28 protein-coding genes are annotated in these 25,705 nt (G+C 72.7%); 22 read left to right on the forward strand and 6 right to left on the reverse strand.

The features are described from left to right. The first annotated feature begins 98 nt into the window (after positions 1 to 98). From FV234_RS26595 to FV234_RS05720, 5 genes are all read left to right on the forward strand, one after another. The gene (locus tag FV234_RS26595) at positions 99 to 899 is read left to right on the forward strand and encodes a hypothetical protein (RefSeq protein ID WP_238270920.1); all 801 of its coding nucleotides are present in this window, start codon (positions 99 to 101) and stop codon (positions 897 to 899) included. Further along, complete coding sequence (locus FV234_RS05705; RefSeq protein ID WP_238270918.1) at positions 844 to 2,121, forward strand: terminase family protein; 1,278 nt, start codon at positions 844 to 846, stop codon at positions 2,119 to 2,121. The genes FV234_RS26595 and FV234_RS05705 overlap by 56 nt, the downstream gene beginning before the upstream one ends. Positions 2,122 to 2,247: 126 nt before the next feature. Next, a complete protein-coding gene (locus FV234_RS05710; RefSeq protein WP_147828343.1) occupies positions 2,248 to 3,408 on the forward strand; it encodes a phage portal protein in 1,161 nt (386 codons plus the stop codon). 50 nt (positions 3,409 to 3,458) lie between these two features. After that, positions 3,459 to 3,953 carry an HK97 family phage prohead protease gene (locus tag FV234_RS05715; protein WP_147828344.1) on the forward strand — a complete coding sequence of 165 codons (495 nt, stop codon included), beginning with the start codon at positions 3,459 to 3,461 and terminating at the stop codon, positions 3,951 to 3,953. 7 nt (positions 3,954 to 3,960) lie between these two features. Beyond that, positions 3,961 to 5,244 carry a phage major capsid protein gene (locus FV234_RS05720; protein ID WP_147828345.1) on the forward strand — a complete coding sequence of 428 codons (1,284 nt, stop codon included), beginning with the start codon at positions 3,961 to 3,963 and terminating at the stop codon, positions 5,242 to 5,244. Between the two features lie 30 nt (positions 5,245 to 5,274). Here FV234_RS05720 and FV234_RS05725 read toward each other — a convergent pair whose 3' ends face one another. The 3 genes from FV234_RS05725 to FV234_RS05735 form a co-directional block, all read right to left on the reverse strand. Continuing rightward, positions 5,275 to 5,850, reverse strand: a complete 576-nt coding sequence (locus tag FV234_RS05725; protein WP_147761765.1) for a PAS domain-containing protein — start codon at positions 5,848 to 5,850, stop codon at positions 5,275 to 5,277. Between the two features lie 182 nt (positions 5,851 to 6,032). Beyond that, complete coding sequence (locus FV234_RS05730; RefSeq protein WP_147754206.1) at positions 6,033 to 6,908, reverse strand: trypsin-like serine protease; 876 nt, start codon at positions 6,906 to 6,908, stop codon at positions 6,033 to 6,035. 103 nt (positions 6,909 to 7,011) lie between these two features. Then, entirely contained in the window at positions 7,012 to 7,755 is a 744-nt protein-coding gene (locus tag FV234_RS05735) for a S1 family peptidase (RefSeq protein WP_147828346.1), read from the reverse strand. Between the two features lie 52 nt (positions 7,756 to 7,807). Here FV234_RS05735 and FV234_RS05740 point away from each other — a divergent pair, with 52 nt between their 5' ends. From FV234_RS05740 to FV234_RS05785, 10 genes are all read left to right on the forward strand, one after another. Then, positions 7,808 to 8,365: a phage head-tail connector protein gene (locus FV234_RS05740; protein ID WP_147828347.1), complete on the forward strand. Its 558-nt coding sequence runs from the start codon at positions 7,808 to 7,810 to the stop codon at positions 8,363 to 8,365. Positions 8,366 to 8,420: 55 nt separating this feature from the next. Continuing rightward, positions 8,421 to 8,768, forward strand: coding sequence for a head-tail adaptor protein (locus FV234_RS05745; protein WP_147754761.1), 348 nt, complete (start codon positions 8,421 to 8,423; stop codon positions 8,766 to 8,768). Beyond that, on the forward strand, positions 8,765 to 9,211 hold the full coding sequence (locus tag FV234_RS05750) for a DUF3168 domain-containing protein (protein ID WP_147828348.1): 447 nt from the start codon (positions 8,765 to 8,767) through the stop codon (positions 9,209 to 9,211). The genes FV234_RS05745 and FV234_RS05750 overlap by 4 nt, the downstream gene beginning before the upstream one ends. Continuing rightward, positions 9,208 to 9,618 (forward strand): phage major tail protein, TP901-1 family, encoded by a 411-nt coding sequence (locus FV234_RS05755; RefSeq protein ID WP_147761760.1) that lies wholly within the window; start codon positions 9,208 to 9,210, stop codon positions 9,616 to 9,618. The genes FV234_RS05750 and FV234_RS05755 overlap by 4 nt, the downstream gene beginning before the upstream one ends. A gap of 297 nt (positions 9,619 to 9,915) precedes the next feature. Further along, a complete protein-coding gene (locus FV234_RS05760; RefSeq protein ID WP_147761759.1) occupies positions 9,916 to 10,236 on the forward strand; it encodes a gene transfer agent family protein in 321 nt (106 codons plus the stop codon). Continuing rightward, positions 10,233 to 10,451, forward strand: a complete 219-nt coding sequence (locus FV234_RS05765; RefSeq protein ID WP_147828349.1) for a phage tail assembly chaperone — start codon at positions 10,233 to 10,235, stop codon at positions 10,449 to 10,451. The genes FV234_RS05760 and FV234_RS05765 overlap by 4 nt, the downstream gene beginning before the upstream one ends. 28 nt (positions 10,452 to 10,479) lie before the next feature. Then, a complete protein-coding gene (locus FV234_RS05770; RefSeq protein WP_147761757.1) occupies positions 10,480 to 11,055 on the forward strand; it encodes a phage tail tape measure protein in 576 nt (191 codons plus the stop codon). Between the two features lie 29 nt (positions 11,056 to 11,084). Continuing rightward, a complete protein-coding gene (locus FV234_RS05775) occupies positions 11,085 to 11,726 on the forward strand; it encodes a DUF2460 domain-containing protein (RefSeq protein ID WP_147761756.1) in 642 nt (213 codons plus the stop codon). A 13-nt stretch (positions 11,727 to 11,739) separates the two neighbouring features. Further along, positions 11,740 to 12,615: a DUF2163 domain-containing protein gene (locus tag FV234_RS05780; protein ID WP_147828350.1), complete on the forward strand. Its 876-nt coding sequence runs from the start codon at positions 11,740 to 11,742 to the stop codon at positions 12,613 to 12,615. Between the two features lie 11 nt (positions 12,616 to 12,626). Beyond that, positions 12,627 to 13,079: a peptidase P60 gene (locus FV234_RS05785; RefSeq protein ID WP_147761754.1), complete on the forward strand. Its 453-nt coding sequence runs from the start codon at positions 12,627 to 12,629 to the stop codon at positions 13,077 to 13,079. Positions 13,080 to 13,139: 60 nt separating this feature from the next. Here the strand turns inward: FV234_RS05785 and FV234_RS05790 are convergent, their stop codons facing one another. After that, positions 13,140 to 13,421: an addiction module antidote protein gene (locus tag FV234_RS05790; RefSeq protein ID WP_147828351.1), complete on the reverse strand. Its 282-nt coding sequence runs from the start codon at positions 13,419 to 13,421 to the stop codon at positions 13,140 to 13,142. A 104-nt stretch (positions 13,422 to 13,525) separates the two neighbouring features. Further along, complete coding sequence (locus FV234_RS05795; RefSeq protein ID WP_306422406.1) at positions 13,526 to 13,804, reverse strand: type II toxin-antitoxin system RelE/ParE family toxin; 279 nt, start codon at positions 13,802 to 13,804, stop codon at positions 13,526 to 13,528. Here FV234_RS05795 and FV234_RS05800 point away from each other — a divergent pair. The 7 genes from FV234_RS05800 to FV234_RS05830 all read left to right on the forward strand — a co-directional run bounded on the left by FV234_RS05800 (position 13,803) and on the right by FV234_RS05830 (position 25,132). Continuing rightward, on the forward strand, positions 13,803 to 17,693 hold the full coding sequence (locus tag FV234_RS05800; RefSeq protein WP_147828352.1) for a glycoside hydrolase/phage tail family protein: 3,891 nt from the start codon (positions 13,803 to 13,805) through the stop codon (positions 17,691 to 17,693). The genes FV234_RS05795 and FV234_RS05800 overlap by 2 nt on opposite strands. 57 nt (positions 17,694 to 17,750) lie before the next feature. Continuing rightward, positions 17,751 to 19,346: a DUF2793 domain-containing protein gene (locus FV234_RS05805; RefSeq protein WP_147828353.1), complete on the forward strand. Its 1,596-nt coding sequence runs from the start codon at positions 17,751 to 17,753 to the stop codon at positions 19,344 to 19,346. Positions 19,347 to 19,396: 50 nt separating this feature from the next. After that, a complete protein-coding gene (locus tag FV234_RS05810) occupies positions 19,397 to 20,017 on the forward strand; it encodes a lysozyme (protein ID WP_147828354.1) in 621 nt (206 codons plus the stop codon). A gap of 59 nt (positions 20,018 to 20,076) precedes the next feature. Continuing rightward, positions 20,077 to 20,532 (forward strand): hypothetical protein, encoded by a 456-nt coding sequence (locus tag FV234_RS05815; protein WP_147828355.1) that lies wholly within the window; start codon positions 20,077 to 20,079, stop codon positions 20,530 to 20,532. Positions 20,533 to 20,987: 455 nt separating this feature from the next. Beyond that, on the forward strand, positions 20,988 to 23,132 hold the full coding sequence (locus FV234_RS05820) for an AAA family ATPase (RefSeq protein ID WP_147813422.1): 2,145 nt from the start codon (positions 20,988 to 20,990) through the stop codon (positions 23,130 to 23,132). Beyond that, the gene (locus tag FV234_RS05825) at positions 23,132 to 23,311 is read left to right on the forward strand and encodes a hypothetical protein (RefSeq protein ID WP_147813421.1); all 180 of its coding nucleotides are present in this window, start codon (positions 23,132 to 23,134) and stop codon (positions 23,309 to 23,311) included. Before FV234_RS05820 ends, FV234_RS05825 begins: the two co-directional genes overlap by 1 nt. 486 nt (positions 23,312 to 23,797) lie before the next feature. Further along, positions 23,798 to 25,132 carry an IS1182 family transposase gene (locus FV234_RS05830; protein WP_147813419.1) on the forward strand — a complete coding sequence of 445 codons (1,335 nt, stop codon included), beginning with the start codon at positions 23,798 to 23,800 and terminating at the stop codon, positions 25,130 to 25,132. 79 nt (positions 25,133 to 25,211) lie between these two features. Here FV234_RS05830 and FV234_RS05835 read toward each other — a convergent pair whose 3' ends face one another. Then, positions 25,212 to 25,499: a hypothetical protein gene (locus tag FV234_RS05835; protein ID WP_147813417.1), complete on the reverse strand. Its 288-nt coding sequence runs from the start codon at positions 25,497 to 25,499 to the stop codon at positions 25,212 to 25,214. Between the last annotated feature and the right edge of the window lie 206 nt (positions 25,500 to 25,705).

Raw genomic sequence — 25,705 nt, forward strand, 5'->3', positions numbered from 1 at the left:
TCTGCGCTCCAGCCCGCTTGGTCAACCGGGGTCGTCGCACGAAGCGCAGGCTCTGGGCAAACACCGGATAAAGGATAAAAGGCCGGTAAAAGGATTATGTGCTTGACATCGGCACGCTCCTCCGGCATAAGAACCGCACGCTCCAGAAGTGTGACGAGACGGCTCGGGAGGCGGCGATGGGCAGTCCGAACTACCGGGTGCCGCCGGAGCTGCGCGAGGCCGCCGCGCGATTGATGCGCGAGAGCGACCTCACCCTCAGCGCGATCGCCCTCACAACGGGCCTGTCGCTCGGTACGCTGTGCAAGTGGAACCGCGCGGAGAACTGGCGCCCGATACGGAAGCGGCGGCGGGACTGGGACGCGTCGCCGCCGAGGCTGGCCGCCCTGCATCGTCTCGCCCGCCCACGGCGCGGTCCGGACCTTCAACCCAAGGGCGTCACGCCAGCCAGCACGGAACCCGACGCGGTCGTGCGGCCCGCGGTCGAGCACGCCGGGGCCGAACACGCCTTGGACGAACACGCCTTGGACGAGCACGCCTTGGCCGAACACGCCTTGGCCGAACATGGCCTGGCCGCCGCCGACCTGCCGACGCTGCGGGCGGCCTTGCGCGCCCATATCGGCCGGCAGATCGCGGCCTTCGACGAGGCGCTGCGGGGCGAGGGCGCCGCGGTGATCGATTCGGCACGGGTGCTGCGCGACCTCGGCGGCCTCAAGCGCCTGCTCGACGACCTCACGATCGAAGGGGAGGGGGATGGCCGCACACCCGACCCTTCCGCCCTCGACCTTGCGGGCCTCCGCGCGGAGATCGCGGGCCGCTATGGACGATGCCGCGACGAGCGGCCGGATGACGGCCTTCCTGGCGAGCCTGCCGCCGCCGCTCCTGCGGGCGCTGGCGCTTGACTGGCTCCACCAGGCCCGGCCCGACCAGCTTCCGCCGCCCTGGGAGGACGACTGGACCACCTGGGCGGTGATCGGCGGCCGCGGCTGCGGCAAGACGCGGACGGGGGCCGAATGGGTCGACGCGCTCGCCCGCGGCGACCCGGCCTTCACCGACGCGGCGATCGGCCGGATCGCGCTGGTCGGCGAGACCTTCGCCGACGTGCGCGACGTGATGGTCGAGGGGCCGTCGGGCCTCCTCGGCCTGCCCGAACGCGGCGCCCGCCCGCGCTGGTCGCCGAGCCGGCGCCGCGTCGAGTGGGCCAACGGCGCGGTGGCGACGGCGTTCTCGGCCGAGGAGCCGGATTCCCTGCGCGGCCCGCAATTCGGCGCCGCATGGTCCGACGAGATCGCCAAGTGGCGCCGGCCGGAGGCCACCTTCGACATGCTGCAATTCGGGCTGCGGCTCGGCGCCCGCCCGCGCAACCTCGTCACCACCACGCCGCGGCCGATCCCGCTGATCCGACGCCTCATCGCCGACCCGCGCACCGTGGTTACCCAGGCGCGCACCGCCGACAACGCCCAGAACCTCGCCCCCGCCTTCCTGGAGGCGGTGGTGGGGCGCTACGCCGGCACCCGCCTCGGGCGGCAGGAACTCGACGGCGAACTGATCGACGACCGGCCCGACGCCCTGTGGACGCGGGACATCATCGAGGCGACCCGCGTCGCCGCAGCGCCCGAGCTGCCCCGCATCGTCGTCGCGGTCGATCCGCCGGCGAGCTCCGGCCGCTCGGCCGACGCCTGCGGGATCGTCGCGGTGGGCGCGCTCGGCGACACCGCCTACGTGCTCGCCGACGCGACCCTGGCGCGGGCCGGCCCGCAGGCCTGGGCCAACGCCGCGCTGGCGCTCTACCACCGGCTCGGCGCCGACGGACTCGTGGTCGAGGTCAACCAGGGCGGCGAGATGGCGACCGCGGTGCTCGCCCAGTGCGATCCCGCGGTGCCGGTGACGCCGGTGCGCGCCACCCGCGGGAAATACCTGCGGGCCGAGCCGGTCTCGCTGCTCTATGCGCAGGGCCGCGTCCGCCACGTCGGCGCGCTGCCGGCGCTGGAGGACGAGCTCTGCGACTTCGGGCCGGACGGGCTCTCGTCCGGCGCCTCGCCCGACCGCCTCGACGCCCTGGTCTGGGCGGTGACGCACCTACTGCTCGCCCCCCGCGCCGAGCCGCGGATCCGAAGCTTTTGAACAAGCCTCGATGAGCCCGGCTCATCGAGGTCTTGCCCCTGCGACTGCGGGGCGGCGGCGATCCGCCGGACCTCATGGGTTTCGACCCATGAGACATAGGAAAACTTCCATTCCGAGGAGCCGCCTATGCCGACCCTGCTCACCCGGCTGGCGCGCGCCGCCGGCTACGTGCCGGCCGTGAAGGCCGCGCCCCTCGGGGGGGCGAGCGTCGCCTTGTACGGCGACGCCCGCGCCGTCTGGACCGCCCGCGACGGCACCGCGCTCGCCCGCGAGGGCTACCAGCGCAACGCCGTCGTCCACCGCGCCGTGCGCCTCGTCGCCGAGGGCGCCGCGACGATCCCGCTGGTCGTCACCGGCGCGGAGGCCGTCGACCACCCGATCGCCGCGCTGCTGGCGCGGCCGAACCCGCGCGAGGGCGGCACCCGGCTGCTGGAGACGCTGTACGGGCACCTGATGGTGTCCGGGAACGCCTACCTGGAGGCGGTGTCGCTGGACGGGATCCCGCGCGAGCTGTTCGCGCTCCGCCCCGACCGGATGCGGGTGGTGCCGGGCGCCGACGGCTGGCCCGCCGGCTACGTCTACGAGGTCGGCGGGCGCCGCGTCGTCTACGACCAGTCCGGCGCCGTGCCGCCGATCCTGCACCTCGCGCTGTTCCACCCCACCGACGACCATTACGGCCTGTCGCCGATGGAGGCGGCGGCCGTCTCGCTCGACATCCACAACGCGGCCGGCGCCTGGAACAAGGCGCTGCTCGACAACGCCGCGCGCCCCTCCGGCGCGCTGGTCTTCGCCGGGGCCGGGGCGTCCCTGAGCGAGGCGCAGTTCGTGCGGCTGAAGGCCGAGCTCGAGGCGAACTACCAGGGCGCCGGCAACGCCGGGCGGCCGCTGCTGCTCGAAGGCGGGCTCGACTGGAAGCCGCTGGCGCTCTCGCCGAAGGAGATGGACTTCGTCGAGGCCAAGGCCGCGGCCGCACGCGAGATCGCGCTCGCCTTCGGCGTGCCGCCGCTGCTCCTCGGGCTTCCGGGCGACAACACCCACGCCAACTACGCCGAGGCCAACCGCGCCTTCTACCGGCAGACCCTGGTGCCGCTCGCCCGCCGCACCGCGGAGGCGCTCGCCCACTGGCTCGCGCCGGCCTTCGGCGACCTCCGCCTCGAACCCGACCTCGACGCGATCGAGGCGCTGGCCACCGAGCGCGAGTCGCTCTGGCGCCGGGTGCAGGCGGCGGACTTCCTGACGACGGCCGAGAAGCGCGAGGCGGTGGGCTACCCGCCCGAGCCCGCCTGACGGGGCGGGCCACGCCTGCCTTCTGCCCGTGTTCGCTTCGGAGACCGCCCATGGACGGCCATTTCACCGGCTATGCCAGCCTGTTCGGCGTGCCCGACCTCGGGCGCGACGTGGTGCAGGCGGGCGCCTTCGCCGCGAGCCTGCGGCAGCGCGGCGCCGCCAGGGTGCGGATGCTGTGGCAGCACGATCCCGCCGAGCCGATCGGCCGCTGGCAGGCGCTGGCCGAGGACGCGCGCGGCCTGCGCGTCGAGGGCCGCCTCAACCTCGCGGTGCAGCGGGCGCGCGAGGTCGACGCGCTGATGCGCGACGGCGCCCTCGACGGGCTGTCGATCGGCTTCCGCACCGTGGCGGCCCGCCCGCGCGGCGGCTTCCGCCAGCTCCACGCGGTCGACCTCTGGGAGATCTCGCTCGTCACCTTCCCGCTGCAGCCGGGCGCCCGCGTCGCGCAAGCGCCGCTGCCGGCGGAGCTGCGCGCCTTCGCCCGGCGGCTGGCACCCGGCGGCGGCGTCCGCCGCCCTCCATTTCCCTTCGCTTTCCAACGGTGAGGTTCCCATGACCCGTCACGATACCTTCGAGACCAAGTCCGACTTCGCGCTCCTGGAGAACAAGGCCGGGCGGCCCGCCTCCGATCCGGGCACCGCGCGGGACGCGTTCGACGGGCTGACCCAGGCCTTCGAGGCGTTCAAGGAAACGAACGACATCCGGCTCGGCCAGATCGAGGGCCGCCTTGGGCCGGACGTGCTCACCGAGGAGAAGCTGGCGCGGATCGACGCGGCCCTGGACAGCGCCCGGACGCGGCTGGACCGCATCACCCTGGACCGCGCCCGCCCGCCGCTCGGCCGCCCCGAGCAGCCGCGGGACGCGATGACCGACGAGCACAAGGCAGCCTTCGACCTCTACGTCCGGGCCGGCGAGAGCGGCGGCCTGAAGGGCCTGGAGGCCAAGGCGCTCTCGGCCGGCTCCGGCCCGGACAGCGGCTACCTGGTGCCGCAGACGATCGAGCGCGAGGTGCTCAAGCGCCTGTCCGCCCTGTCGCCGATCCGCGCCATCGCCAGCGTCCGCACCATCTCGGGCGGGCAGTACAAGCGCGCGGTGGCGACCGGCGCCCCGTCCGCCGGCTGGATCGGCGAAGCCGCGCCGCGACCGGCCACCGACGGGCCGGTGCTGTCGGAGCTGAACTTCCCGGCGATGGAGCTCTACGCCATGCCGGCGGCGACCCAGACGCTCCTCGACGACGCCGTCGTCGACCTCGACGCCTGGCTCGCCGACGAGGTCGAGACCGCGTTCTCCGAGCAGGAGGGCGTCGCCTTCGTCACCGGCAACGGCGTGAGCCGCCCGCGCGGCTTCCTCAGCTACGACACCGTGGCCAACGACGCCTGGGTGCCGGGCAAGGTCGGCATCGTCGGCACCGGCGCGGCCGGCGCGTTCCCGGCGGCCAACCCCGCGGACGTGCTGTTCGACCTCGTCTACGGCCTCAAGGCCGGCTACCGCCAGAACGCCGGCTTCGTCATGAGCCGGCGCACGCAGAGCGCGATCCGCAAGTTCAAGGACGCGGACGGCAACTACCTATGGCTGCCGCCGACCGCCTCCGACCGGGCCGCGACCCTGCTCGGGTTCCCGGTGACGGAGGCCGAGGCGATGCCCGACATCGGGCCGGCCAGCCTCGCCGTCGCCTTCGGCGACTTCCGCCGCGGCTACCTCGTGGTCGACCGCACCGGGCTGCGGGTGCTGCGCGACCCGTACTCCGCCAAGCCCTACGTGCTGTTCTACACGACCAAGCGCGTCGGGGGCGGCGTGCAGGACTTCGCCGCGATCAAGCTGCTGAAGTTCGCCTGAGGGCAGGGCGGCGCGGGTCTCGCGCCGGCCTCACGCGTCCGGGCGCCTCGCCAGCGCCCGGCCGACTTCGAGGAGGAGCGTGTCGACGAGCGTCCGCAGCCGCGTCTGCCCGGTGCGGTCGATCGCCAGGCGCGCGGCGAGGATCTGGTCGGCGGCCTGCTCCAGCGGGTCGGACGGAGGCAGCACGCGAAGCTTCGGCCCGGACAGCACGCTGAAATTCGGACGTGTGTCCGTGATGTCCACGTAGGCGCCGTGGCCGTGCATCCCGTTTGCCGTGGGCACCAGATGCCCGCGGTTCCGGATCCAGCGGATTTCGCCGGCCTGCGTCAGGATGCGGAACTCGGCGGCGAACGTCCCGCCTGTCCGGCGCACCCGCTTGATCTGTGCGAAGACCCAATCGCGATCCTCGGGATGGATGCGGGCCAGCGCCTCGTCGAGGGTGAGCGGCTTTCCGGCCAACGACGCGTCGCCCGCCATCACGCTGGAGGCCCCCGCATCCAGCACCGACCGCCCCGACGCGACGTTCGTCTCCCAGACGCCGACGAACCCGAAGGCGTTCAGCGCCGAGGCGAGCGAAGGCGTGACGGGTGTCGAACCGTCGAACATGAACGATACCCTTGCACGAAGGCGCATCGGGTTTGCGGGGCCCGGATGCGCCGATGCCGATGCCGCCAGCGGTATCATCCACTGAATTGAAAATACAATCGCGCCGCCACTCCCGGCGATCGACCCGCAGCCGGTACGACGACCGTGTGTTTCGCCGCCATTCCAAGATCAGATGGTGGGTCTCAGCGGGCGCGGCCGGGCCGGGCCATCCAGTCCGAGCGGTTGCCGCGGCCGGCCGGCATCGCCTGGCCGACCTCGATCCGCGCGAGTTCCGCCGAGCGGGCGGCGATCCACCCGGTGTGCTCGGCCACCGGCGTCACCGCGGTGAAGCCGCCGCAGGCGGTACGGTGGCGGGCGTCCTGGCGCATCGCGCCGCTGGACCAGCTCACGACGCCGACGATCTGGTAGCCGCCGGGGCCGCCCGACAGGATCGGGCCGCCCGAATCGCCCAGGCATGCGCCGGCGCCGGCGGTCTCGGCCATGCGGCGCCGGTCGGTGACGACGGTGACGCGGTTGGCGACCTGCAGCGAGCCGATCGAGACAAGGTGGGCCTGGCGCAGGGTGCGTGCGCTGTTGCGGCGGTTCTCGGCGACGACGCCGAAGCCGGCGATGTCGACCGCGTCGCCGTTGCCGATCGTCCCGGCGCCGCGCGGATCGAGGGGGGCGTAGTCCGCCCCGAGCGGCTGCTCGAGCTTGAGCAGGGCGAGGTCGATGCCCGGCTGGTCCTCCGGCGTGGTGCCGGGCACGAAGTCGGGATGCATCGAGGCGGCGATCACGGAGACCCGGCGCTGGCGAAAGCCGCGGTCGACCGCCACGATGCTGTAGCCGGCCGGCTGCATCACGCAGTGGGCGGCCGTCAGCACGAGGTCGGGTGCGATCAACGTGCCCGAGCAGATCTCGCCGAGCGTGCTCTCGATCCGGACGACGAAGTTGCGCGTGCCGTTGGGGTCGCGGGTCACCGCGCCGTTGATCACGGCCGAGGCCGGCGCCGGCAGAAAGCTCAGCAGGCCGAGGGACAAACCGCCGAGGAGGGCGCCGCGGAGGACAGTGGCGAGCATCGTTCACTCCGGGGGCCGAAGGCGCACTCGGCCCGGTGGGACTCAAGCGTAACGTAAACCAATCCGTCGGCCAAGGTTCCGTTCCTTGAGGGAGTGGGTCCGCTCAGCGCCAGCGCGCCGCGCCGCCCCAGCCGGCGAGCGTGCGGTCGAGCCAGTCCCGCTGCGGCGCGACGAGCACGGCTTGCGTGAGGCCGCCGCAGGCGCCGCCGATCCAGGCGGTGACGGCGACGACGCCCGATCCGTCCGAGACCGGGCCGCCGGAATCGCCCTGGCAGCCGCCGGCGCGGCCCGGGCCCTTCAGCCAGACCAGGATGCGGCTCGGGCCGTGCGGCTCGATCACCGGCAGCGCGACGCTGCGGAAGGTGCCGGTGGAGCGTGGGTCGCCGGGCGTGTCGGCGCCGTAGCCGGAGAGCGTCAGGGTCTCGCCGGCCCGCGGGCTCGCGGCGCTGAACGTCGCCGGGGCGAAGCGCGACGGCAGCGGCGTTTCCGTGCGCAGGAGCGCGAGGTCGATCGACCGGCGCCGGCCGGCGATCGCCCCGGCATCGTAGCCCGGATGGACCGCCCGGGCCGCGACCGCGACGAGGACCGGCTGCCCGGAGGCGTCGCGGAAGTGGACGCGGTGCTCCAGCCCCGCGGCCGCGCAATGGCCGGCGGTGAGCACCGCGTCGGGGGCCACGACCACGGCCGAGCAGACGCCGCCCTTCGAGGACAGGACCATCACCGCGCCCTCGGGCGTCGCCTCGGCGCCGCCGACCACCGCGCCCGCCGGGCCGCCGGCGAAGGCCACGGTCGCGAGCCACGCCAGGCCGATCGCGGCCGGGCGCGGAACGCCTGCTCGGAACACCATCGAGACCCCTCGATCCACCAACCCCTCGATCCCCGATTCATGGAGATGCGCGATGATGCCGATACGCGTGGCCGGCGCCGTCGTCGAGCCGGTGACCGTGCCCGAGCTGCGCGGCTACCTCCGCCTCGATCCGGACGACGCGGCCGAGGACGACCTGCTCGCCGCCCTGATCGCCGCCGCCCGCGCCGAGCTCGAGACCGAGACGCGGCGCATCCTCGTGCCCGGCACCTGGCGGCTGGTGCTGGACCGCCCGCCCGCGGACGGCCGGGTGCCGGTACCGCTGAGCCCCCTCGTCGACCTGGTACGCGCGGGCTTCTCCGCCGCGGATGGCGGCTTCGTCGCACTCGGCCCCGGCCTCGTCGCCCTCGGCGCCGACCGGATCGAGGCGCCCGGGCTGCAGCTCGGCGCCCTTCCCGATGCGGCCGGCCGCGCCCTCCTGGTCGAGGTCGCTGCCGGATACGGCGGCGACGGCCCGCCGCTGCCGCCGCCGCTCAGGCTCGCGGTCCTGCGCCGGGCCGCCGCCCGCTACGAGCACCGCGGCGACGACGCCGCCCCGGATGGCGGCGACCTCGCGGCCTGCGCCGCGCCCTTCCGCCGGCTGCGGCTGTGACCCGCGCCGCCGCATCCGCCTCCCGCTTCCAAGCACGCGTTTTCCGGAGCCCGCCATGCCCGCCACCGTTCCGCCGGCGATCGGCGCGCGCCGCCGCCGGCTCGTGCTGGAGCTGCCGATCGACGAGCCGGACGGCTTCGGCGGCACCCTCCGGCGCTACGTCGCCGGGCCGGTGCTGTGGGGGGCGATCGAGCCGGTCGGCATCGTCGATCGCCTGCGCGGCGGCCGCGACGACGGCGTCGCGACCCACCGCATCACCCTGAGGGCGCGGGCAGGCCTCACCGCGGCGATGCGGCTCGCCGCCGGCCCGCGCCGGTTCGCCATCCGGGCGATCCTCGACCCGGACGACCGCGGCCGCGACCTCGTCTGCCACGTCGAGGCCCTGCCGGAGGCGAGCGCATGAGCGGCATCCCCTCCGTCATGCCGCCAGCGCCGAGCCCGCTCATCGCCATGCGGGCGGCGCTGATCGCGCGGTTCTCCACCGACGCGGCGCTCGCCCGTCTGATGGGCGGGGCGTTCCGCCTCTACGACGAGCCGCCGGCCGGCGCGCAGCCGGTCTACGCCCTGTTCGGCGACGCCGAGATCCGCGACGATTCCGTCGACGGCGCCGTCCGCCACCAGCACAGCCACGCCCTCGTGGTGTTCGCCCGGCCGGGCTCGGTCCGCACCGCGCTCGACGCCGCCGAGCGGATGTCGGCGCTGGTCGCCGACCCGGCCCTGGCGCTGACCGGCCACGCCCTCGTGACCCTGCGGGTCCAGGCCATCGCGGCGCGGCGCGACGAGCGCACCGGCGAGGCCCGCGCCACCCTCACGCTCCAGGCCGTCACCGAAAGGAACCCACCATGACCGCTCAGAAGGGCAAGGACCTGCTGATCCGCGCCGGCAACGGCGCCGGCGGCTTCGTCGCCGTGGCGGGCCTGCGCGCGCGCCAGGTCGCCTTCAACGCCGAGGCCGTGGACGTCACCAACGCCGATTCCGCCGGGCGCTGGCGCGAATTGCTCGCCGGCGCCGGCGTGCGCCGCGCCGCGATCTCGGGCTCCGGCGTGTTCCGCGACGAGGCCTCGGACCTGCGGCTGCGGCAGGTGTTCTTCGACGGGGTGATCGAGACCTTCCAGGTGGTGGTGCCGGCCTTCGGCACCCTCGAAGGTCCGTTCCAGATCACCGCGCTCGAATATCGCGGCGACCACGCCGGCGAGGTCACCTTCGACATGAGCCTGGAATCGGCCGGCGCCGTCGCCTTCACCGCGCTCTGATCCAGCACGGACATCCCGACGGCAGTCGGCCAGCGCGACCGCGCGCCGCCGCCGGTGCGGCGGACGCCTTCGACCCGTTTGGGTCGAAGGCCACCAAGCCGAGCATCCCGACCTTGGGAGGCCAGCGCGACCGCGCGCCGCCGCGGGTGCGGCGGGCGCCTTCGACCGGTTTCGGTCGAAGGCCACCAGGAAGGAACCATCCCGACGGCAGTCGGCCAGCGCGACCGCGCGCCGCCGCCGGTGCGGCGGACGCCTTCGACCGAGCCGGTCGAAGGCCACCCAAGGAGACACCCATCCATGGCCAACCGCAGGCGCGGCGAGGTGCCGCTCGATCTCGGGGGGACCCGCTACACCCTCTGCCTCACCCTCGGCGCCCTGGCGGAGCTCGAGGACGCGTTGCAGGCGGGCGACCTCGCCGGCCTCGCCGAGCGCTTCGCCGCCGGCCGGCTCGCGGCACGCGACCTGATCGCGCTGCTCGGCGCGGCGCTTCGCGGCGGCGGCCACGCCCTCGACGACGCGGCGGTCGCGGCCCTGCCGCTGGCCGGCGGGCTGGAGCCCGTCACCACGGCCCTTGGCGAGGCCCTGCTCGCCGCCTTCGGAGCGCCGCCGGACCCTTGAGCGCCACGGGCGGGACGGCGCCGGGCACCACGCCCGCCTTCCCGTGGGACGACGCGCTGTCGCTGGCGCTCGGGCGCCTGCGCTGGCGGCCGCGCGACCTCTGGCGCGCCACGCCGCGCGAGCTGCTCTTCGCCGCCGGGCTCCGAGCCAGTGGCGCCGGGCTCGGCCTCGACGGGTTGGCGCGGCTGATCCAGGACCATCCGGACACGGCGTGAGGCCGGTCCGCGCTTGCAGGAGAGACCCATGGCGGAGACCGACCTCGACCGGGCGAACGCCGCCCGCATCAAGCAGCTCGACACCCTGGACAAGCTCGCCCAGCGCTTCGGGCAGAGCCTGTCGACGGCCCTGACGCGCAGCCTCACTTCCGGGCGCCAGCTCGACGGGGTGCTCGGCTCCCTCGGGACGCGCCTGGCCGGAACCGCGGTCCGGGCGGCGCTGAAGCCGGTCCGCACCGGCATCACCGGCCTGGTCAACAGCCTGCTCGGCTCCGCCGTCGGGGCGGACGCGGCCTTCGCACGGGGCGGCGTGCTCCAGGGCGGCCGGGTGCGGGCCTTCGCCGGCGGCGGGGTGGTCGCGGCCCCGACCTACTTCCCGATGAGCGGCGGCACCGGCCTGATGGGCGAGGCCGGGCCGGAGGCGATCCTGCCGCTCCGGCGAGGCTCCGACGGCCGCCTCGGGGTCGGCGCCGGACCGGGCGGGCGGCCGGTCGCGGTCACCGTCAACATCGCGACGCCGGACGCGGCCTCGTTCCGCAAGTCCGAGGCGCAGGTCACCGCGAGCCTCGCCCGCGCCGTGGCCCGCGGCCAGCGCGCGCTGTGAGAGCGTACGCCACGACCGGAGGAGAACCGATGCCGGACGATTTCCACGAGGTGTCCTTTCCCCTCGACGTCGCGCTGCGCGGCAGCGGCGGCCCAACCCGGCTGACCGAGATCGTCACGCTCGCCTCGGGGCGAGAGCACCGCAACAGCCGCTGGGCCGATTCCCGGCGCCGCTACGACGCCGGCTTCGGCATCCGCTCGCTCGACACGCTCCACGCGGTGCTGAGCTTCTTCGAGGAGCGGCGCGGGCGCCTCTACGGCTTCCGCTATCGCGACCGGGTCGACTTCCGCTCCGGGCCGCCGGGCCGGGTGCCGGCGCCGACCGACCAGCGCCTCGGAATCGGCGACGGGGCGTCCCGGGCGTTCGCCCTGCTGAAGACCTACGGCACCGGGCCGACGCCCTACCGGCGGGCGATCGCCAAGCCGGTGGCCGGCAGCGTGCGGGTGGCGGTGGCCGGCGTCGAGACGCCCGCGCAACGCTTCGCCTGCGATCCCGCCACCGGGCAGGTCGTCTTCGCCGCCGGCGCCGTGCCCCCGGCGGGCGCCGTCGTCACCGCGGGCTTCGCCTTCGACGTGCCGGTCCGGTTCGACGCCGACGACCTCGTGATCAACCTCGAAGCCTTCACCGCGGGCGAGATCCCGAAGGTGCCGCTGGTCGAGATCGTGCCCTAGGGAAACTGCAACCATGCGCGACCTGCCGCCCGCCTTCGCCGCGCATCTCGCCGGCGGCGTGACGACCCTCTGCCGCTGCTGGGCCCTGCGCCGCCGCGACGGCGTCGCCCTCGGCTTCACCGACCACGACCGCGACATGACGATCGCCGGCCTGACCTACGCCGCCCGCACCGGCCTGGAGGCGGCGGAGGCCGCGGCCGAGCTCGGCTTCGCCGTCTCCGGCGGGGATGTCTCCGGCGCGCTGTCCGGGCTCGGGCTGACCGAGGCCGACATCGCCGGCGGGCTCTACGACGGCGCCGCCGTCGAGACCTGGCTGGTGGACTGGACCGACCCGGACACCCGCCTGCTCCTCGACGTGGGCACGCTGGGCGAAATCCGCCGGGCCGGCGACGCCTTCGTGGCAGAGGTCCGCGGCCTCGCCGACCGGCTCGACGCCGAGCGCGGCCGCACCTACCGCGCCACCTGCGGCGCGGACCTCGGCGACGCCCGCTGCGGCGTCGACGTGGCGCGGTTCCGCACGGCCGGCACGGTCGATCGCTTGGCCGAACCCGGCACGCTCGCCGTGTCGTTCGCCGGCATCGTCGCCGACGGGCTGTTCACCGGCGGTCGCCTGACCTGGACCGGCGGCGCCAACCTTGGTCTGTCCGGCGACGTGCGCACGCATCTCGGCGCGCTGGTCGAGCTGTGGGAGGCGCCGCCGCGCGGCGTCGCGCCGGGCGACGCCTTCACCCTCGTCGCCGGCTGCGACAAGCGCCTGTCCACCTGCCGCGGCACCTTCGCGAACGCTCTGAACTTCCAGGGCTTTCCGCACATGCCGGGCAACGACTTCGTCGTGCGCTACGCCCCCGGCGCGGGCCCCGGCCTCGACGGCGGCTCGCTGTTCCGCTGAAGGAATCTCCGATGCGCAACCGTTTCGACGGCGCCGCGGTCGAGGCCGAGGCCCGGCGCTGGCTCGGCACGCCCTACCGGCACCAGGCCTCGCTGCTCGGCGTCGGCTGCGATTGCCTCGGCCTGCTGCGCGGCGTCTGGCGCGGCCTTCTGGGCGACGAGCCCGAGGCGCCCCCGCCCTATGCCGGCACCTGGGCGGAATCGGCCGCCTCCGGCACCGACCCGTTCCTGGAGGCCGCGTCCCGCCACCTCCTGCCCGTCGCGGCCGACCTCGCACGCCACGCGCCCGCTCCCGGCGAGGTGTTGCTCTTCGCCTTCCGCGCGCACCTGCCCGCCCGCCACTGCGCCATCGCGACCGGTGCCGGCATGATCCACGCCCACGACCACGCCGCCGTGACGGAGGTGGCCTTCACGCCGTGGTGGCGGCGGCACCTCGTCGGCGTGTTCCGGTTCCCGGCGGAGTGAGGATGCGACGGGAAGCGCCCCGCGCCCTCGCTTCGGCTGCCGCGGGCACTTCCGACGCGCTCAAACCCGCGACGCGACCGTCAGCTTGACACCGAGGACATCCATGACCTTGCGGATCGTCTCGTAGCGGAGCTTCGACCCCGGTGTCAGAGCCTTGTACAGGCTCTCTCGCCCGACACCCGCCTCGCGCGCGATCTGCCTCATGCCCCGCGCCTTGGCGACATCGCCGAGCGCTGCGACGAACAAGTCGGGATCGGGGTCGGCCAGAGCCGCGGCGAGGTATTCGGCGATGGCCTCTTCGTCGTCGAGGAACTCGGAGGCGTCGAAAGGCGTGAAGCGCATCAGGAGATCCGATCAAGGTCGCCGGCCATCACCTTCGCCTTCTGAACATCAAGACTCTGGCTGGCTTTGTCGCCGCCGATCAAGAGCAGGTAGAGAGCCGCTCCTCAACGGAGATAGTAGAGGCGGTAGCCCGGACCATGATGGATGCGCATCTCGTCGACGCCATCCCCCACCGGTTCGACATCTCCGAAATCGCCCAGCGTCGCTGACCGGATGCGTGAGGCGATGCGGGCCTTCGCCCGGGCATCTCGCAATCCGCTCAGCCAGCCCCTGAACGCGTCGGCATCAGGATCGTCGCCACAGTCTGGATCGTATCCGACCGGATACGATCCCTCAAGCCTTCGAATGTGCCCGCCCCACATCTCCACCACGGAGCCCGCCATGGCCACGCTGATCCTGTCCACGGCGGGGGCGGCGGTCGGGACCGCGCTCGGCGGGCCGATCGGCAGCGTGGTCGGACAGGCGGTCGGCGCTGCGGCGGGGGCGGGCCTCGACGGCGCCCTGTTCGGGGCGGGCGCGAGCCCGCGGTACGTTGCCGGCCCGCGGCTGTCGGACGTCGCCGGCCTGTCCTCGACGGAGGGCGACCCGGTGCCGCGCGTCTACGGCCGGGCGAAGCTCGGCGGCACCCTGATCTGGGCGACGCGACCGCTCGAGGTCGCCAACACCGCCGTCGAGCGCGCCGCCGCCCCGTCGAAGGGCGGCGGCGGGCAGAAGACGGTGCGGACCAGCTACGCCTACTTCGCCAACCTCGCGGTCGGCCTGTGCGAGGGCGAGATCGCCCTCGTCCGGCGGATCTGGGCGGACGGGACCGAGCTCGACCGCACCGCGATCACCTGCCGCGTCCACGTCGGCGCGGCGACCCAAGCGCCCGATCCGCTGATCGTCGCCAAGGAGGGCGCCGACGCGCCGGCCTATCGCGGCCTCGCCTACGTGGTGTTCGAGGGGCTGCCGCTGGCCGATTACGGCAACCGCATCCCGCAATTCGCCTTCGAGGTGGTGCGGCCGGTCAACGGCGTCGCGCCGCTGGTCCGCGCCGTGAACCTGATCCCCGGCGCGTCCGAGTTCGGCCTCGATCCCACCGGCGTCACCGTCGACCTCGGCCTCGGGCGGACGCAGGCCGCCAACCGGTTCCAGCTGCAGGCGGCGAGCGACGTGGTCGCGTCGCTGGACGCGCTTCAGGCGCTGTGCCCGAACCTCGTCCGCGTCGCGGTGGTGGTGACGTGGTTCGGCGACGACCTGCGCGCCGGACAGTGCACGGTCGCCCCGCGGGTCGAGATCGGCACCAAGGCGACCGTCGGCGACACCTGGCACGTGGCCGGCCTCGACCGCGCGCAGGCCCGGTCGGTCTCGACCGCGCCGGACGGAACCCCGGCCTACGGCGGCACGCCCTCGGATGCGGGCCTCGCTCGCCTCGTGGCGGAACTCGCCCGCCGCGGCCTCGCGGTGGTGCTCTACCCGTTCGTGATGATGGACGTCGCGGTCGGCAACGCGCTGCCCGACCCCTACCGGCCCGGTGCGCTCGGCCAGGCGGCCTACCCCTGGCGCGGCCGCATCACCTGCGATCCCGCCCCCGACCTGCCCGGCTCGCCCGACGGGACGGCGGCGGCCGAAGCGCAGGTGCTGGCCTACTTCACGGGTGCGGAAGGCTACCGCCGCCAGGCGTTGCACTATGCCGACCTCGCGGCCGGCTGGGCGGCCGTCGGCACGCCGCTCGCCGGCTTCGTGCTGGCGAGCGAGCTCGTCGGCCTCACCCGCGTGCGCGGCGCCGGCGAGGGCTACCCGGCGGTGGCGGCGCTGATCGACCTCGCCCGCGCGGTGCGAACGCGGCTCACCCACGGCGAGACGCTGGTCTACGCCGCCGACTGGACCGAGTACGGCGCCCACGTCCGCGACGGCGGCGCGCGCGTACGCTTCCCCCTCGACGCCCTGTTCGCCGACCCGAGCCTCGACGCGGTCGGAATCGACTACTACCCTCCGATCTCGGACTTTCGCGACACCCCCGGCCACGCCGACCTCGCGGAGGCCGACGCGATCGACGATCGCGGCTATCTCAAGGCCCGCCTCGGGGCCGGCGAGGCCTTCGACTGGTACTACGCCGACGCGGCCGCCCGCGCCGCGCAGGTCCGCACCCCGATCACCGACGGCGCCTACGCCAGACCCTGGACGTTCCGGGCCAAGGACCTCGTCGGCTGGTGGTCGAACGCCCATGTCGAGCGCGACGGCGGGGTCGAGACCCGCGCCACCGCCTGGGTGCCGCGCGGAAAGCCGATCTGGCTCACCGAGGTCGGCGTGCCGGCGGTGGACAAGGGTACCAACGGCCCCAACGTCTTCCCCGACCCGAAATCCTCCGAGAACGCCTACCCGCCGGCCTCGCGGGGCCTGCGCGACGAGCTGATTCAGCTCCGCGGCCTGGAGGCGATCCTGTCCCGGTTCAACCCCGCCGCGGCGGGGTTCACGGCCGCCGACAACCCGCGCTCGCCGGTCTACGGCGGGCCGATGGTCGATCCGCGCGCGGTCTTCGTCTGGGCCTGGGACGCGCGGCCCTACCCGGCCTTTCCCGACCAGGGCTCGGTCTGGGCGGATGCCGGCAACTGGCGGGTCGGCCACTGGATCACCGGCCGGATCGAGGGCTGCGACCTCGACCGGCTGATCCTGCGGGTTCTCGCCGACCTCGGCGTCGACGTGCCGGTGGCGATCGAGGCCGCGGCCTACCTCGACGGCACGGTGATCGACCGGCCGCTCTCGGCCCGCGCCGCCCTCGAGCCGCTGGCGCAGCTCTACGGCCTCGACGTGTCGGCGGTCGCCGGCACCCTGCGGCTGCGCGGGCCGCGGCGCGAGGCGGCGGCCATCGCCGAGGACGACCTCGTGCGCGTCTCGGACGACGAGGCGCCGCTGCGCCGGGTGCGCGCCGAGGAGAGCGGCCTGCCGCGCTCGGTCGAAATCGGCTTCACCGATGTCGAGAACCCGGATTACCGCCGCGCCTCGGCCGCCGCGATCCGGCCGGCCGGCGGCCGGCGGCGCGAGACCCGGATCGAGGCCGCGATCGTCACCCGGCGCGAGACCGCCGAAAACCTCGCGGAGGCGCTCCTCGACCGGGCCATCGCGGGCCGCGACACCGCCGGAATGACGCTCAGCCCGCGCCGCCTCGACCTCGAGCCCGGCGACCTGCTCAGCACCCCGGCCGGCCTCCAGCGCATCGTCCGCATCGACGACGGGCCGGCCGGCCGCCGGCTGGAGACCCTCGGCGTGCCGCTGCACGGCCCGGGCTCTCGGCCGGCGCGGCCCGCCCCGGTAGCCCGGCCGGTCCGGCCGCCGGTGCTGGCCGGCGCGCCCTTCGCGCTCGCCCTCGACCTGCCGGCCGACCGTGGCGCGCCGACGGCGCTGCAAGTTCTCGCGGCCACCGCCGAGCCCTGGCCCGGCGCGCTGGCGGTCTGGCGCTCGGACGGGGAGGGCGCGCCGCTGGCGCTCCACGGCAGCGTGGACTACCCGGCCTGCCTCGGCCGCACCCTGACGCCGCTGCCCCCCGGGCCGCTCTGGCGCCTCGACCGCGCGGCGCGCCTCGATACGACCCTCCGCAACGCCGGCGCGCTGGGTAGCGTCGGCCTGGCCGCGATGCTTTCCGGCGCCAACCTGTTCGCGGTGATCGCGCCGGACGGCACCGTGGAGATGATTGCGGCGCAGGACGCCGTGCTCACCGGCCCGGAGACGTTCCGCCTCGGCGGGCTGCTGCGCGGTCTCGCCGGCAGCGAGGCGGCGGCGACGCGCCCGGCTCCGGCCGGCAGCCTGATCGTCCGGCTCGACGACGGCGCGGTGGTCCCGTTGATCGACCGCCTCGACGAGGCCGGCCGCCGGTTCCGCTACCGGATCGGCCCGGCCGCCCGCGATCCGGGCGACCCGTCCTTCGTCGAGGTCTTCGCCGCGGCCGGCCTGTCGGCGCTGGCGCCCCTGCGCCCGGTCCACCTGCGCGCCCGGCGCGAGCCCGGCGGCGTGCGCCTCTCGTGGATCCGCCGGGCCCGCCGCGACGCCGACGGCTGGGAGGCCGCCGACATCCCCCTCGACGAGGCGGTGGAGGCCTACGCGGTCACGGTCTTTTCCTCCGACGGGAGCGGCCTGCGCACGCTGACCGCCTCCGGGCCGAGCCTGCTCTACGCCGACGAGGCCGCGGATTTCGGCGGGCCGCAGGCAATACTCGACGTGGCCGTCGCGCAGGTCGGGGCGGCGTTCGGGCCGGGTGCGGCGGCCCGCGCGCGGTTGGCGGTCGCCCGGGCCTGACGCCGGGAAACCTCGTTCGCAAGACGCACTGGAAGAACCTCGGAAAGGAGCCCGACGATGTCGGACGCCACGCACAACCTCGCGCTGCCGCTGATCGCGGCCAACCAGGCGCAGAAGCACGTCACCCACAACGAGGCCCTGGTGCAGCTCGATGCGCTGGTGCAGCTCGCCTGCCTCGACAAGGACCTCGCGGCGCCGCCCGCCGCCCCGGCCGAAGGCGACCGCTACCTCGTCGTCGCGGCAGCGCCCACCGGGGCCTGGGCGGCCCTGTCGGGTCAGGTCGCCTGCTTCCGCGACGGGGTCTGGATCGGGCTCGCGCCCCGGCCGGGCTGGCTCGCCTACGTCGCCGACGAGGCCGACCTCTACACCTTCGCGGGGGGCGCCTGGACGAGCCTGCGGGCTGCCTTCACGACCCTCCAGAACCTCGCCCGCCTCGGAATCGGCACTGCGGCCGACGCCGTGAACCGCCTCGCGGTGAAGTCCGAGGCCGCGCTGTTCTCCTGGGACGACGTCACGCCCGGCTCGGGCAGCGTGCGGCTCACCCTCAACAAGCAGGCGGCGGCGCGCGACGCCGGGCTGGCGTTCCAGACCGGGTTCTCGACGCGCGCGCTGTTCGGCACCTTCGGCGCCGACGACCTCGCCCTGAAGGTCAGCCCGGACGGCGCGCGCTTCACGACCCCGCTCGCGGTCTCGGCCGCCACCGGCCGGCTCGCGCTGGGGCGGGTCGCCGGCCCGCTCGAGGTCAGCGCCAACGCCGGCGCGCTGCCCGACGCGCCGCCCCAGACGGTGCTGCGGGTCTCCGGCGCCGACGGGACGCCGCCGCGGCTCGTCCTCGACGGCTTCGGCGCCGGCGCCTCGGGGCATCTCGCCTTCCGGGCCGCGGCGGGGAACGCCGCCGCACCCGTCGCCCTGCAGTCGGGTTCCATGATCGGCCAGGTCTCGGCCTTCGGCTACGGTGCGACGAGCTACGCGGCGACGCCCCGGGCGCAGCTCGCCTTCCTCGCCACGGATGCCTGGTCGGACGCGTCGCAGCCGACGCGGATCAGCCTGCGCACGACGCCCGCCGGCACCGCGGCCAGCGCCGAGGTTTTGGCCGTCGAGGCCAACGGCGCGGTGCGGCTCGCGCCGCTGGCGGCGGACCCCGCGGCCGGTCTCGCCCTCGGGCAGCTCTACGCCAGCAGCACCGCCACCGCGCTCAAATGGTACACCGGCGCGGGCTGGGCGCGGATCAGCAACTTCGCGAAGGCCGCCGCCGGCACCAGCTTCGACAACTACGTTCCGGCCGGCGCCTGGACGAAGGTGCAGTTCAACGTCGCCGACAGCAACGACCAGGGCGCCTTCGCCGCCGGGACGAACCGCTTCACCGCCCCCGAGGCCGGGCTCTACCGGGTCTCGGCGATGCTCACCTACAAGCGCAACGGGGCCAGTGCGCCGACCGCCTTCGAGGTCCAGTTCTACCGGAACGGAGCGGCCGCCGGGCGCGGGCGCGCCGCCGCCACCGGCGCGTTGGTGGACGGGATCACCGCCCTGTCGCTCGCTTCGACCCTGAAGCTCGCGGCGGGCGACGGCGTCGAGGTCTGGGTCCGCTTCACCGGTGCCGACGGCTACGTCGCGGCGGCCGACTCGTTCTTCGGCGCCCACCAGCTCGGGTGAGACCCGAGCACCCGCCGCGTCGATCGACCTTTTCCCTCTCGGAGACTGCCATGAACCTCTCCCCCATCGGCGAGGCGTGCCTCATCGCGCGCGAGGGCCGGCGCCTGCGGGCCTACCGCGGTTCCGTCGGGGTCTGGACGATCGGCGTCGGCCACACCTCCGCCGCCGGGCCGCCGCAGGTCGCGCCGGGCCTCGCGATCACCGCCGCCGAGTGCGACGCGATCTTCGCGCGCGACGTCGCGGCCTACGTCGCCGCCGTCCGGAGCGGGCTGACGGCGCCGGTCGGGCCGCACGCCTTCGATGCCCTGGTCTCGCTCTGCTACAACATCGGGCCGTCGGCCTTCGCCGGCTCGACCGCCTTGCGGCGGATCAACGCCGGGGACGCGGCCGGCGGCGCCGAGGCGATGCTGATGTGGGCCAGGCCCGCGACGATCCTCGGGCGCCGCCGCGCCGAGGCCGAGCAGTTCGTCACCCCCTACGCCGCCGCCCTGCCGCGCCCGACCGACGCCGCGGCGCGAATTCGGATCGCGGCCCCCCTCGCGGCGGTGGCGGACCCGCGCGTCGCGACCCCGGTCCTGGTCCCGACCGCCCCACGTCCCGCCCGGCTCGCGCGGCTCCGCGACGCGATCCGCGCCTGGCTCGCCGCGACGCCGGCCGCCGGCCGAGCCTGATCCGAGTTCCCGTGCCGGCCGGGCTCCGCCGCGCATCCCCAGCCAGAGGACTTGAAACCATGACCCGCTTCCCTGCGGCGCCCCCGCGCGCGCGTGTCTCGCTTACCGCCTGCCTCGCGACCTGCCTCGTCGCGTCGCCCGCCCTCGCCGCGGCGGCCCCCGCCGTCGTCCTGCCCTGGGGCGAGTGGGTCGTCGCCTTCGCCACCACGGCGCAGGCGGTGCTGATGCCGCTCCTCGTCGCCCTGGCGACCGGCCTGATCGCCCGGTTCGCGCCGCTCCTGAGCTACGTGCTGTCGAAATCCGTGGTCGAGGGCATGGTCCGGCGGGTCACTGACTATGCGCTGAACGCGGTATCCGGGGCCGCCAAGGGGCAGGTGCTCACCGTGCCGGTGGGCTCGGCCGTGATCGCGGCCGCCGTCCAGCGCGCGTCCGACCAGGCGCCGGGCTTCGTCGTGTGTAGTATGACTCAAAAATTTGGTTCTTTTCGCAATTTCATTGCTCCAATGGAGCCATAATTCTATTTCCTCCCATGATTGTGACAGCGACGAATAATTCAAAACGAGATTTTCGGTTGAGTTATAGGTTCAGTTTCTGCCTGCAAACAGCTGCGCACTTTGAGGAGTGATGGCCGTGTCCCACAGCGTGGTGTAGCGTTTTGGAAGCCACCACGATCATCGGCTCGGGCCGGGAGGATCAGGCTGCCAGTCTGCCTTGACCAAAGTTGGGGCGTGAGACAGCCCAGCGGGGGACCGTCGAGTTCATCCACAGGCAAGCCGATAGGATTCGAAAGGGAGCTTGCGGTTTGTTCCTGATTCGTTCTACCTCTTTTTTATCGCCTATGAAGCAGGCGATCTCCTGAAGCCGACGCCCGCCGAGCGCTCCGACTCCGTCGAGCCAGCCGCGTCGCTGCATCCGATCCAGCCATCACGCTGACGGCCGGCGCCGCTGCCCGGCCGTGGGAGATCATGCCATGTCGCCGACCTCGACAACTTTGAACGACCAGCATCGAGACGCCAAGCCGTCAGACACGCTCGCGCGCGCCTTCCTTCGAACCCTCACCCAGGAAGAGCGCAGAAATCTCAAACTTCTCCGCGATGTCGGGTTCGGTCTCGGCCACGACGATGAGGCCGACGATCCGGTCGAGCGGATCCTCGCCAAGACTGAGGGCGAGAAGAAAACTGAGCACGTGCCCATCCCCGCGGATCTCGCGGCGGTAGCCGTCCTCGTCGCTCGGGCGATCGAGGCGGAAGTCGGGCTCGTTCGTCGCCTGCGGCGAGAGGCGCCGGTCGTGGTGATCACCACCCACCTGCCCGATCTCGTCGAGCCGGTTCGAGACGTCCTCGAGAAGTGCGCCTTCCGGCCGGGCGTCAAAGCGATGGACCTGAGCGGCAGCAGGGCTGTCGCTCTGAAATCGACGCAGGCTGGCCTGCTCATCCGAGACGGCTCGTACAAAGAACACAGACCGGATGTCGGGAACCTCACGATGGCCTCGGCACTCCACGCGCGCGTTCCTATCGTCGGATGCGCCCCCGATCCGATACGCCAGCTGCCGCGTGATCTTATGCGCGCTGCAGAGCATCGGATCGTGCTGCCCTGCCTCGATCAGAGCGCACTCGACCTCGTCATCGAAGCGGTCACCGGGGGATGCCCGACCCGGCGCATTGATCCCGAGCTTGTTCGCACCCTCGACATCGCCGATCTGCCGATCGCATTCCGAGGAGCCGCTTCGCCCGATGCCTGTATCGATGCGCTCGCCAGAGTGACGGCAGCCAAGGCCGACTACCTCCAGACGGGGCCTGCGCTGGAAGACCTCGACGGGTATGGTGCGGCCAAGGATTGGGGCCTCGCACTCGCGACCGATCTGCAGGCCTATCGTGTCGGTCGCCTCGCCTGGGCCGACATCGACAATCGGGGCCTGTTGCTGTCGGGCCCTCCCGGCGTCGGCAAGACCAGCTTTGCCCGCGCTCTGGCGAAGTCCGCCCGTATTCCGCTTGTGGCGACATCGGTCGCGGAATGGTGCGCATCGGACTACCTCTCCGGCACCCTGCAGGCGATCCGCCGGGTATTTGCGCAAGCTCGAACCCAGGCTCCCTGCATCCTGTTCATCGACGAGCTCGATGGCATCTCCGACCGTGCACAGATCCGCGGCGATCACGTCCAGTACTGGACACAGATCGTGAACCTGTTCCTCGAGCTGCTCGCCGGCGTCGAGGAGCGGCCGGGCGTGGTCGTCGTCGCGGCCACCAACCATCCCGACAGGATCGACCCGGCCGTGAAGCGGGCAGGACGGCTCGATCGGGAGATCGCGATCGAGCGGCCGGACACGACGAGCCTCGCCAAAATCTTCCGGCATCATCTCGGTGCCGACGAACTTGCCGACGAATCGTTAATGCCGCTCGCCCTGGCCGCTCGCGGCAAGACGGGCGCCGATGTCGAAGCGTTCGTGCGCCGCGCCAAGGGCTCGGCACGTCGCGCCGGGCGCCGGATCGGTCTCGACGACGTCTTGGCTGAGATTCGTCAGGGGCGACTCACGATGGCCCCGGAGGCGCGGTGGCGCACCGCGATCCACGAGGCAGGTCATGCGATCGTAGGTCGGGCGCTCGGCTATGGAGCGATCGTCGACCTGTCGCTTCATGATGGCGGAGGGGAAGCTCAGTTCGAGATGGATGGCTCCGCGACGCTGCCGCAGCTCGAGGCGGTCCTCGCGATGCTGCTGGCTGGAGGCGTTGCCGAGGAGATCGAGCTTGGCGCTGCCTGCATCGGCAGTGGATCCGGCCCAGGCTCTGATCTCGCCCAGGCGACGACGATCGCGCGGGACATCGAACTTCGGTTCGGGCTCGGCAGGCTCGGACCGTTCTACGTCGAGCCCTCGGACAGCCACCTCTTTCTCGTGAACGGCCTTCTCGAGGCGGTAACCGATCGCCTACGACGAGCTCGCGATCGATCCCGCGCTGTGCTGGAGGCACGAGCAATAGAACTGCGGGCTATCGCCTCGGAGCTTGCGGAAGCCGGATACCTCTCCGTCGTGGACGTTGACCGGATTATGCCGATCCACGCCGCTTCTGCGCAAACCGAGCGCATGCCTGTTCCGGCCCTAAACCGAGGAGTTGCGTGATGTTCTCGCTGCCTCCCGACGAACCTGATCTCGGGGACCTCCAGCCTCTGGTCGCGGCCATCGCGGACCTCTGCGAGATCCTGGATGGCGATCGCGAGGCCGTCATCGAAGGCTTGGCCGACATCCTGCGGCGGCGCATCGAGTTCGAGGCCTTGAAGCGGCGCATGAGCTCGCCATAGGTGTAGATCGGTGCGCAAGGCGGACCCACCCGTCATTCGCAGCTAAGTATTTGCGTCAGTCAGTATTTATTTGACCGATTTGGGTTCCGTCTCTGCACTGATTGGTGCCCAATAGGTACCCGCTGCATGATTAATTCTTAAAAAATTGCAGCATGTAGGATGGCAATGGAGCGCGGGGACAGCTTGGACGCCGATCCACAGTCTGTCGCCACCTTAGGCCTAAGCCCTCTGCTAAGTAGCTTGATTGGCCAAAGTCCAGCTGAGTTACTCCCAGGGCCTCCGGAGGTAGATCCGTTCTACCAGTCTCCTCGATCCATGAGGGCTGACCTCGCCGGCAAGATGGGGATGCGCGTGAGCGTAGGGGCTCATACCCATTGAGCGCTGGGAGAGACTTCGAAGGGCCTGGATGCCGATGACCGTCCCCTCATAAGAGCCCGTCCGAGTAATGCTCTCGACGGCGAGGCCAGAGGGTGATTCACTCGGCTCATGTCCAAGGTGTTTCGATCCTGGAATGTGGATCAGGGCTGGTTGCTGCCGCCCTCGCTGCACGAGTTCGTGCCGCCCGGGCACATGGCGCACTTCGTTCGCGACACGGTGCGGGAAGCGCTCGACCTCTCGGCCATCCTCGACACCTACACCGAGGAGCGAGGCTACCCACCCTACCATCCGGGGATGATGGTGGCACTGCTGCTCTACGGCTACAGCCGCGGCCTGTACTCGTCGCGTCAACTCGCTCGGGCCCGCGAGGAACGGGTCAACGTCATGGCGGTGACCGGCCTGAACCGGCCAGACTTCCGCACCATCGCCGACTTCCGCAAGCGCCACCTCGTGGCCCTGTCGGACCTGTTCGTGCAGGTGCTGCGCCTGTGCCGCGCGGCTGGTCTGGTGCAGTTCGCCCACGTGGCGGTGGACGGGACCAAGGTGAAGGCCAACGCCTCTCGCCACAAGGCGATGAGCTACGGACGCATGAAGACGGCCGAGCCGGCGCTGGCCGCCGAGGTCGACGCCTGGCTGGAGCAGGCGCGCGAGGCGGACGCGGCCGAGGATGCGGTGCAGGGCGCGAACCGACGGGGCGACGAGACACCGGACTGGATGGCCGACAAGCAGCGACGGCTGGAGACGATCCGCGCCGCGAAGGCCGCGTTGGAAGCGGAAGCGGTCGATCCGCCCACCCCGGAGGACGAGAGCGGGCCGGGTGCGTCCTCGGGCATGCGCTGGCAGGGTCGACCCCTACGTGGTGAGGACGGCGGTCCGCCAGATCGGGCGCAGCGCAACTTCACAGACCCGGACAGCCGCATCCTGCCCACGCGCGACGGGTTCGTGCAGGGCTACAACGGGCAGATCGCCGTCGATGCCGCGCATCAGATCATCGTGGCGCATCGCCTCGTGACGAACGCCGCCGACGCCCGCGCCCTCGTGCCGCTCATCGACGACGTCCGCGCTCATCTCGGGCGTAAGCCGTGCGAGGTCTCGGGCGATGCAGGCTTTGCCAACGAGGCGAACCTGGCCGCGCTGAAGCAGCGGCGGATCACCGCCTATCTGGCTCCGGGACGGGCGCGTCACGGCGAGGCGGATGCGGCCGGTCGTCGGACGCTGACAAAGACGCCCCTGATGCGTGCGATGGCCGCGCGGCTGAAGCAGGCTGGCCGCCGGAGCCGCTACCGCCTGAGGAAGCAGGTCGTGGAGCCGGTGTTTGGGCAGATCAAGCAGGCCAGAGGCTTCCGGCAGTTCTTGCTCCGGGGCCTCGATCAAGTCCAGGGCGAATGGGCGATGATCTGCACCGCCCACAACCTCCTCAAGCTGGCCGAGGTCGGCCGCTGAGCATGACACAGGCTGGATCGCCCTGATCTCAACCCCAATCTCAATTCGCAAACCCGTTACTCAGACGGGCTACTAGTCTTCAAGGATAGGCGTGCCGCCGGTTCCGTTCGAAGGCCTGCTCGCAGGCCTGATCGAACAGGGCGCAGGGGGGCCTCTCGCCGTTGGGCTCCGTCAGCATCGGCTGACCGCCAATGTCGCCCAGGGAATGTTCCTGCGAATAGCGGGAGCGCGGATCGAAATATGGATCGCTCGTGTAACTGCTCATGAAGGCACCGCCCGCTGGCTGTTCGTTCCGGGCCAGAGCAGAAGTGGCCCATTGCGAAAGGATCGCCAGAGCCGCGAGGACGCGGATGGGCTGTCTCGACATCGGGAACTCCGAACGCGCAAGCCTGCCAAGCCGGCGGCGACGGAGAACGGTGGCTAACAAACCCTGATCAGGCAATCGAATAAACATTTGATTGCTAAAGTAAAATACTCGCTTTTAATTTTAATTTATTAATTAAATATTTGGCTATTTTGCGCTTTATCCGTCCCTTCGCCTCACAGGCTAGTTACTCCCCACCTTTTAAAGGC

Source organism: Methylobacterium sp. WL8 (assembly GCF_008040045.1).
Lineage (GTDB): Bacteria > Pseudomonadota > Alphaproteobacteria > Rhizobiales > Beijerinckiaceae > Methylobacterium > Methylobacterium cerastii.

Excerpts from the sequence above, each read along its gene's own strand:
- FV234_RS05705 (WP_238270918.1), top strand. The coding sequence starts at position 844 with ATGACGGCCTTCCTGGCGAGCCTGCCGCCGCCGCTCCTGCGGGCGCTG.
- FV234_RS05710 (WP_147828343.1), top strand. The coding sequence starts at position 2,248 with ATGCCGACCCTGCTCACCCGGCTGGCGCGCGCCGCCGGCTACGTGCCG.
- FV234_RS05715 (WP_147828344.1), top strand. The coding sequence starts at position 3,459 with ATGGACGGCCATTTCACCGGCTATGCCAGCCTGTTCGGCGTGCCCGAC.
- FV234_RS05720 (WP_147828345.1), top strand. The coding sequence starts at position 3,961 with ATGACCCGTCACGATACCTTCGAGACCAAGTCCGACTTCGCGCTCCTG.
- FV234_RS05725 (WP_147761765.1), bottom strand. The coding sequence starts at position 5,850 with ATGTTCGACGGTTCGACACCCGTCACGCCTTCGCTCGCCTCGGCGCTG.
- FV234_RS05730 (WP_147754206.1), bottom strand. The coding sequence starts at position 6,908 with ATGCTCGCCACTGTCCTCCGCGGCGCCCTCCTCGGCGGTTTGTCCCTC.
- FV234_RS05735 (WP_147828346.1), bottom strand. The coding sequence starts at position 7,755 with ATGGTGTTCCGAGCAGGCGTTCCGCGCCCGGCCGCGATCGGCCTGGCG.
- FV234_RS05740 (WP_147828347.1), top strand. The coding sequence starts at position 7,808 with ATGATGCCGATACGCGTGGCCGGCGCCGTCGTCGAGCCGGTGACCGTG.
- FV234_RS05745 (WP_147754761.1), top strand. The coding sequence starts at position 8,421 with ATGCCCGCCACCGTTCCGCCGGCGATCGGCGCGCGCCGCCGCCGGCTC.
- FV234_RS05750 (WP_147828348.1), top strand. The coding sequence starts at position 8,765 with ATGAGCGGCATCCCCTCCGTCATGCCGCCAGCGCCGAGCCCGCTCATC.
- FV234_RS05755 (WP_147761760.1), top strand. The coding sequence starts at position 9,208 with ATGACCGCTCAGAAGGGCAAGGACCTGCTGATCCGCGCCGGCAACGGC.
- FV234_RS05760 (WP_147761759.1), top strand. The coding sequence starts at position 9,916 with ATGGCCAACCGCAGGCGCGGCGAGGTGCCGCTCGATCTCGGGGGGACC.
- FV234_RS05770 (WP_147761757.1), top strand. The coding sequence starts at position 10,480 with ATGGCGGAGACCGACCTCGACCGGGCGAACGCCGCCCGCATCAAGCAG.
- FV234_RS05775 (WP_147761756.1), top strand. The coding sequence starts at position 11,085 with ATGCCGGACGATTTCCACGAGGTGTCCTTTCCCCTCGACGTCGCGCTG.
- FV234_RS05780 (WP_147828350.1), top strand. The coding sequence starts at position 11,740 with ATGCGCGACCTGCCGCCCGCCTTCGCCGCGCATCTCGCCGGCGGCGTG.
- FV234_RS05785 (WP_147761754.1), top strand. The coding sequence starts at position 12,627 with ATGCGCAACCGTTTCGACGGCGCCGCGGTCGAGGCCGAGGCCCGGCGC.
- FV234_RS05790 (WP_147828351.1), bottom strand. The coding sequence starts at position 13,421 with ATGCGCTTCACGCCTTTCGACGCCTCCGAGTTCCTCGACGACGAAGAG.
- FV234_RS05800 (WP_147828352.1), top strand. The coding sequence starts at position 13,803 with ATGGCCACGCTGATCCTGTCCACGGCGGGGGCGGCGGTCGGGACCGCG.
- FV234_RS05795 (WP_306422406.1), bottom strand. The coding sequence starts at position 13,804 with ATGGCGGGCTCCGTGGTGGAGATGTGGGGCGGGCACATTCGAAGGCTT.
- FV234_RS05805 (WP_147828353.1), top strand. The coding sequence starts at position 17,751 with ATGTCGGACGCCACGCACAACCTCGCGCTGCCGCTGATCGCGGCCAAC.
- FV234_RS05810 (WP_147828354.1), top strand. The coding sequence starts at position 19,397 with ATGAACCTCTCCCCCATCGGCGAGGCGTGCCTCATCGCGCGCGAGGGC.
- FV234_RS05815 (WP_147828355.1), top strand. The coding sequence starts at position 20,077 with ATGACCCGCTTCCCTGCGGCGCCCCCGCGCGCGCGTGTCTCGCTTACC.
- FV234_RS05820 (WP_147813422.1), top strand. The coding sequence starts at position 20,988 with ATGTCGCCGACCTCGACAACTTTGAACGACCAGCATCGAGACGCCAAG.
- FV234_RS05825 (WP_147813421.1), top strand. The coding sequence starts at position 23,132 with ATGTTCTCGCTGCCTCCCGACGAACCTGATCTCGGGGACCTCCAGCCT.
- FV234_RS05830 (WP_147813419.1), top strand. The coding sequence starts at position 23,798 with ATGTCCAAGGTGTTTCGATCCTGGAATGTGGATCAGGGCTGGTTGCTG.
- FV234_RS05835 (WP_147813417.1), bottom strand. The coding sequence starts at position 25,499 with ATGTCGAGACAGCCCATCCGCGTCCTCGCGGCTCTGGCGATCCTTTCG.